The 4934-nt window shown below is 48.3% G+C and carries 7 protein-coding genes and 1 pseudogene; 6 read left to right on the forward strand and 2 right to left on the reverse strand.

All coding sequences use genetic code 11. The features are described 5' to 3' along the window. Positions 1 to 180: hypothetical protein (locus tag BV390_RS31375; protein WP_206098743.1), on the reverse strand; the 180-nt coding region annotated here is incomplete at its 3' end. A 435-nt stretch (positions 181 to 615) separates the two neighbouring features. Here BV390_RS31375 and BV390_RS29970 point away from each other — a divergent pair. The 6 genes from BV390_RS29970 (at position 616) to BV390_RS29995 (ending at position 4531) form a co-directional block, all read left to right on the forward strand. Beyond that, on the forward strand, positions 616 to 1029 hold the full coding sequence (locus tag BV390_RS29970) for an NB-ARC domain protein (protein ID WP_048268736.1): 414 nt from the start codon (positions 616 to 618) through the stop codon (positions 1027 to 1029). 62 nt (positions 1030 to 1091) lie between these two features. Then, complete coding sequence (locus tag BV390_RS29975) at positions 1092 to 1610, forward strand: hypothetical protein (RefSeq protein ID WP_227517265.1); 519 nt, start codon at positions 1092 to 1094, stop codon at positions 1608 to 1610. Positions 1611 to 1823: 213 nt separating this feature from the next. Beyond that, positions 1824 to 2246 carry a translesion error-prone DNA polymerase V autoproteolytic subunit gene (gene umuD, locus BV390_RS29980; protein WP_004181893.1) on the forward strand — a complete coding sequence of 141 codons (423 nt, stop codon included), beginning with the start codon at positions 1824 to 1826 and terminating at the stop codon, positions 2244 to 2246. Continuing rightward, positions 2246 to 3517: a translesion error-prone DNA polymerase V subunit UmuC gene (gene umuC, locus BV390_RS29985; protein ID WP_004181894.1), complete on the forward strand. Its 1272-nt coding sequence runs from the start codon at positions 2246 to 2248 to the stop codon at positions 3515 to 3517. Before umuD ends, umuC begins: the two co-directional genes overlap by 1 nt. A 100-nt stretch (positions 3518 to 3617) precedes the next feature. Then, positions 3618 to 4061: a type II RES/Xre toxin-antitoxin system antitoxin gene (parS, locus tag BV390_RS29990; protein ID WP_004181895.1), complete on the forward strand. Its 444-nt coding sequence runs from the start codon at positions 3618 to 3620 to the stop codon at positions 4059 to 4061. Continuing rightward, on the forward strand, positions 4058 to 4531 hold the full coding sequence (locus BV390_RS29995) for an RES family NAD+ phosphorylase (protein ID WP_085397630.1): 474 nt from the start codon (positions 4058 to 4060) through the stop codon (positions 4529 to 4531). The genes parS and BV390_RS29995 overlap by 4 nt, the downstream gene beginning before the upstream one ends. On the opposite strand, the pseudogene BV390_RS30000 reads toward BV390_RS29995, so the two are convergent. Next, a pseudogene (locus BV390_RS30000) lies at positions 4524 to 4832 on the reverse strand (integrase core domain-containing protein); the annotation flags it as partial. The gene BV390_RS29995 and the pseudogene BV390_RS30000 overlap by 8 nt on opposite strands. Positions 4833 to 4934: the final 102 nt, after the last annotated feature.

Genomic DNA, 4934 nt, shown 5'->3' on the forward strand with positions numbered 1-4934 from the left:
AGGCTGATTCGATGTGTTTGCGGGAAAAAAATCGGCCCAGATCCGCGAAATTTTAATCAGCGAGTCAGCTTGGGAAGAAATGACCTGCTTATTCGCACCTTCCCTAACGGCCCACCGGCCTGTTGAGGAACCTGTAAAACGGAAAGGCTCATTGAAGCCGTATATTTTCTGGAGGTTCATCAGGCGCGGAACTCATCAAGGCGCGGGAATAAAATCCCATTCAGACGCCGGATAGATTCAAGCAAGCCAACTTGTCGTCAAAATCGGTGTTGCAAAAACGGGAGTGACCATAGATTCCGTTTTGATGCTGACAAAGTCCTGGAGTGTATTCTGGCTGTGCATGCTTCTGGCCATAAGGTTCTGGTCACCGGACAACCGTCAGACCATGAATTGTGCATTGGTTTAATGTCACGCTTGCCAGTGGGTTATAGTACTATGTACGTGACTCTGATGGGCCATCAAGACCTACAAGAGATGTCTGGCGATGGCAAGGACAAGGGTAATTCGGAAACAAAAAACCTCCTGCATTAGGACATAGGTTAACTGGTACACTTCATCCCTTGAATTAACGTAATAACCACAGGTGAGGGCATCTTCTTGGAAAGGAGTCATGATTTGAAATTCAATAACAATCAAAATGAAAAATGTCTCAATAAGGTGTTGAGTTATTTTTCAGAAAAAGATACTAACCTTATTGTCGTTATAATAGGGCCTTCCGGGTCAGGGAAAACCCTTCTGGCGAAGCGTGCATTATTTGATGGTTTATTTATTTCACCAGATGAGCCGATAGCTGGTGAGAATTTTATTCAGAGTTTATCAAATAAAGATATCATCGTTGATGATGTTGTCCTTTTTGATATGCGGAATGTGTTGAAATACGTTCTTCATTCACTTGCCTCGGGAAGGAAAGTGATTTTGACCGGGCGTCCGGAAGATGAGTCTTTGTATCAGAAGCTTCTGTTAAATTTGCCTAAGGAAATTTCACCATTATTTATTAAGCTGGCGGGTGAAAATTCCTTGTATCTGTGAGCAGGGACACTTAACTAATTTGCCATCAAAATGGCATAGCTTATTTTAGGGGAGGGGGAGCTTTGAATCATCCTGTAGAGTCAGTATATAGCGCTCTGACGAGTATTTTATTGCCCTATATGGGTGAGCCTGTGCCTGTGCAACGAAATTGCTCATGCTGCGGCAGAGCGCCCTCAGAGTTCGACGGGGTAGGCTTCGAGCTGGTCAACGCCTACAGGGAACGTGTTGTGCATTGCCGCCCTTGCCAGACATTTTTTGTTTCTGCTCCAGAGCTGATGGGCGTGGAGAACCCCAAAAAACCAACAACCGGCCAGAAATTTGGCATGTGGTCTGGTGTTGGGGCTGTTATTAACGTTGAAGACAATTCTTCTGTTCTTTTAGCCCCTCAGGGAGTGGTCAATAAACTACCTGAGCATTTTTTCGATCACGTAGAAGTCATCACGGCCAAGCGAGGAACCGGGCAATGCGGTAACGCGTTGCTACCCTACAAAGGGAATCCCCTTCCTGATTCACGTAGTGAGAAGCTGGGGGAGGATGTCAAATCTTGCAGGTTGCAATCAGAAAAGGCCTTACGTCGATAAATTCATGCCTTGAGCTGGTAAGGAAGTATGACGTTATAACTCTGCATTTCTGGTTGATTAAGGTAGGGCGGCATTCCTGCTTTAAAAACAATCACTAATTTTGAACGGTAGTCGTCTTGATCCCAACTGCTACCTGATGGACTAGGCACCTGCAAAGATCCAATTTATACTGTTTACATATACAGTGTTTTTAGGTGGTCGGAGGTTGTGCCTATGTTCTTAATTCCAATGGAAAATCCTGAGAAAATCGCCATCCCTTTATTTCTCGAGCGGTGTGCAGCTGGCTTCCCCAGCCCTGCCCAGGATTATACTTCCAGTGAGCTAGACCTGAACGATTATTGCATCAGGCATCCATCCGCAACATATTTCGTGCGAGCTCAGGGAAACAGCATGCAGGATGTCGGTATGCGTGATGGAGATTTGCTGGTGGTGGACCGTTCTCTGCGTCCTCAACATCGCGATATCGTGATCGCCGAGGTGGACGGCGGCTTCACTGTTAAACAGCTCCAGACCACTCCCAGACTGGCCCTGTTGCCTATGAACAATGCTTATTCACCAATTTACCCAGACCCCGATGAACTGACAATTTTTGGCGTGGTGACTCATTGGGTTCATCGTGCCCGGGGTAATCTGTAATGTATGCTCTGGCGGATGTGAACAGCTTTTATTGCAGTGTTGAGAAATGCTTCAGACCCGATTTACGCGATAAACCAGTGGTCGTCCTTTCTAACAACGACGGCTGCGTTATAGCTCGTTGTAAACTGGCCAAAAAATTCGGCATTCCTATGGGTTTACCCTGGTTTAAGTTGCGTGAGCAGCGCTTCCCGGAGCCCGTGATTGCCTTCTCCAGTAACTACGAGCTGTATGCCAGCATGAGCGCCAGAGTACATTTCTGCCTGGAGGAATTATCATCCCGTGTCGAAGAGTATTCCATCGATGAGTCTTTTATTTGGGCTGGTGGGATTGATAACTGCATGACGTTTGAGGAATACGGACATCAGCTAAGGGATCATGTTTTCCGCTGCACTGGACTGACGATAGGGGTAGGCCTGGCCCCTACAAAAACCCTTGCGAAAGCCTGCCAGTATTCCAGTAAGACCTGGCCCCAGTTCGGAGGGGTACTCGCACTGACTGCAGGCCAGCGTAATCGGATAGATAAGATGCTTTCTCTGATGCCGGTAGAGGAGGTGTGGGGGGTTGGTGGACGAACCACAAGTAAGCTTCATGCAATGGGCATAACCACTGCGCTGGAGCTGGCTCGTACTAACCCTGCATTCATAAGACGAAACTTCACCGTAGTTCTTGAACGAACAGTGAGGGAACTACGGGGAGAAAGTTGTATCGACCTGGAGGATGCCCCGCCACCAAAACAACAGATCATATGCAGCAGGAGCTTTGGGCAGCGTATAACAACGTATGAATCCATGCGGCAGGCAATTTGCCAGTATGCTGAACGTGCTGCGGAAAAATTGCGCCAGGAACGTCAATACTGCGGTCAGGTATCAGTTTTCATAAAAACCTCGCCTTTTTCAAAACATGAACCCTATTACAGCAAAGTCTCCAGCGAACAGCTCTGCATTCCATCACGTGATACGCGGGACATTATCGCGGCGGCTGGCCGGGCTCTGGATAAAATCTGGAAAGAAGGACATAACTATGCAAAGGCGGGAGTCATGCTCAACGATTTCCGTCCCTGCGGAGTTACCCAGCTATCGTTATTTGATGAAGGGAGGTCGTATGCAAACAGTGACGCGCTCATGAACGTACTGGATACGATAAACAACTCAGGCAAAGGCAAAGTATGGTTTGCCGGTCGTGGCATCGCACCGGCGTGGTCAATGAAGAGAGATATGCTCTCTCCAGCCTACACAACGAGGTGGGACTCGATACCGATCGCTACACTCTGAGTTATCGCAATCAGGAAAAATGCCTTCCGTCTGCTGGTGGTTGATATTTGCTCTGGTGTTACCATTTGAGTATAATGTAATGACCAAATGGAGGTTTGCTATGAAAACTTTTAGTTTGTCCTCAACTCCAGCCAGACCACAGCGCCTCTGGCAGGTTGCCGGGTTAAATAATGCTGATGGTGTAGCGCTCCTGGGCCAAATCAATGAAGGCCTGGACGGGAAGGTGGTGAACCGGATCACTGACTGGGCCAGAATAACCCAGAATGACCTGAGAAAAATGTCCGGTATCCCGTCAACCACATTTAGCCGCAGTGTGAAGGCACGTTTTAACCCGGAACAAAGTGAACGTCTGGTACGGATTATCCGCGTTATTGATCGGGCGGTAGATTTGTTTGAAGGCGACAGGGAAGCCGCACAGAAGTGGTTGAACGAACCTAACCGGGCATTGAGCTGGAAAGTGCCAGCAGACCTGATGGCATCCGAAACGGGAGCCTATGAGGTCATTAAGCTGATTACGCGTCTGGAGCATGGGGTGTACTCGTGATCCTCTACAGGCTGACGAAAACAAAGTATCTTTCTACGGCCTGGACCGGATATGGTGCGAAAGAGGCTGGTGGGCGCTGGAATAGCGTGGGGGTGTCAATGGTATATGTCTCCGAAACGGCATCACTAACGATGCTGGAGACCCTGGTACACCTGCATGCGGCACAGATAATGGACTCTTTCACGCTACTGAGTATCGATGTGCCTGATGAACTGATACAAAGCGCAAACATGGATGAATTACCGGGCAACTGGGCTGATGAGGATGCGCCTCAGGAACTGGCTGATTACGGAGATGCCTGGTCATTTACCAGGAGCTCGGTTGCACTGCGTGTTCCCTCAGCCTTATCGCCGGTAGAGTTCAATTATCTGTTAAATCCTGAGCACCCTGAGTTTTACGGGATCGTGCAGAAGGCTCAACAGATACCGTTCCGGTTTGATAGTCGTCTTAAACCTGTAGTGGTCAACTAAAACTGGCCACGGTTTTAGAGTTTTTCCAGTATCGGTTTTCCGATTCGTTTGGAGGTAATCCACCGTTATAGTCATGCGGCCTTAGCGAGCTGTAATACCCGACGATATAGTTTGTGATCGCATGAGATGCTTCGCTAAAGTTTATATAGCCTGTCACTGGCACCCACTCGTTTTTCAGACTTCTGAAGAAGCGTTCCATCGGGCTGTTATCCCAGCAGTTTCCACGTCGGCTCATACTTTGCCTGATCCGGTAACGCCACAATAACTGCCGGAACTGCCTGCTTGTGTAGTGGCTACCCTGGACGCCCTTCTAAGAGTCAAGCTGTTATCGGGATACTGTTGATCCGCCTGTTTTGATTGCGCAGTAACGTGTAAACTTCGCGGGAGATATATCGCTTTAGAC

The organism is Klebsiella sp. YJ (genome assembly GCF_002108615.1).
In the GTDB taxonomy this organism is placed as follows: Bacteria; Pseudomonadota; Gammaproteobacteria; order Enterobacterales; family Enterobacteriaceae; genus Klebsiella; species Klebsiella planticola.

Coding starts and splice junctions, on each gene's coding strand:
- umuD (WP_004181893.1), top strand. CDS start 1,824: ATGTTCTTAATTCCAATGGAAAATCCTGAGAAAATCGCCATCCCTTTA.
- umuC (WP_004181894.1), top strand. CDS start 2,246: ATGTATGCTCTGGCGGATGTGAACAGCTTTTATTGCAGTGTTGAGAAA.
- parS (WP_004181895.1), top strand. CDS start 3,618: ATGAAAACTTTTAGTTTGTCCTCAACTCCAGCCAGACCACAGCGCCTC.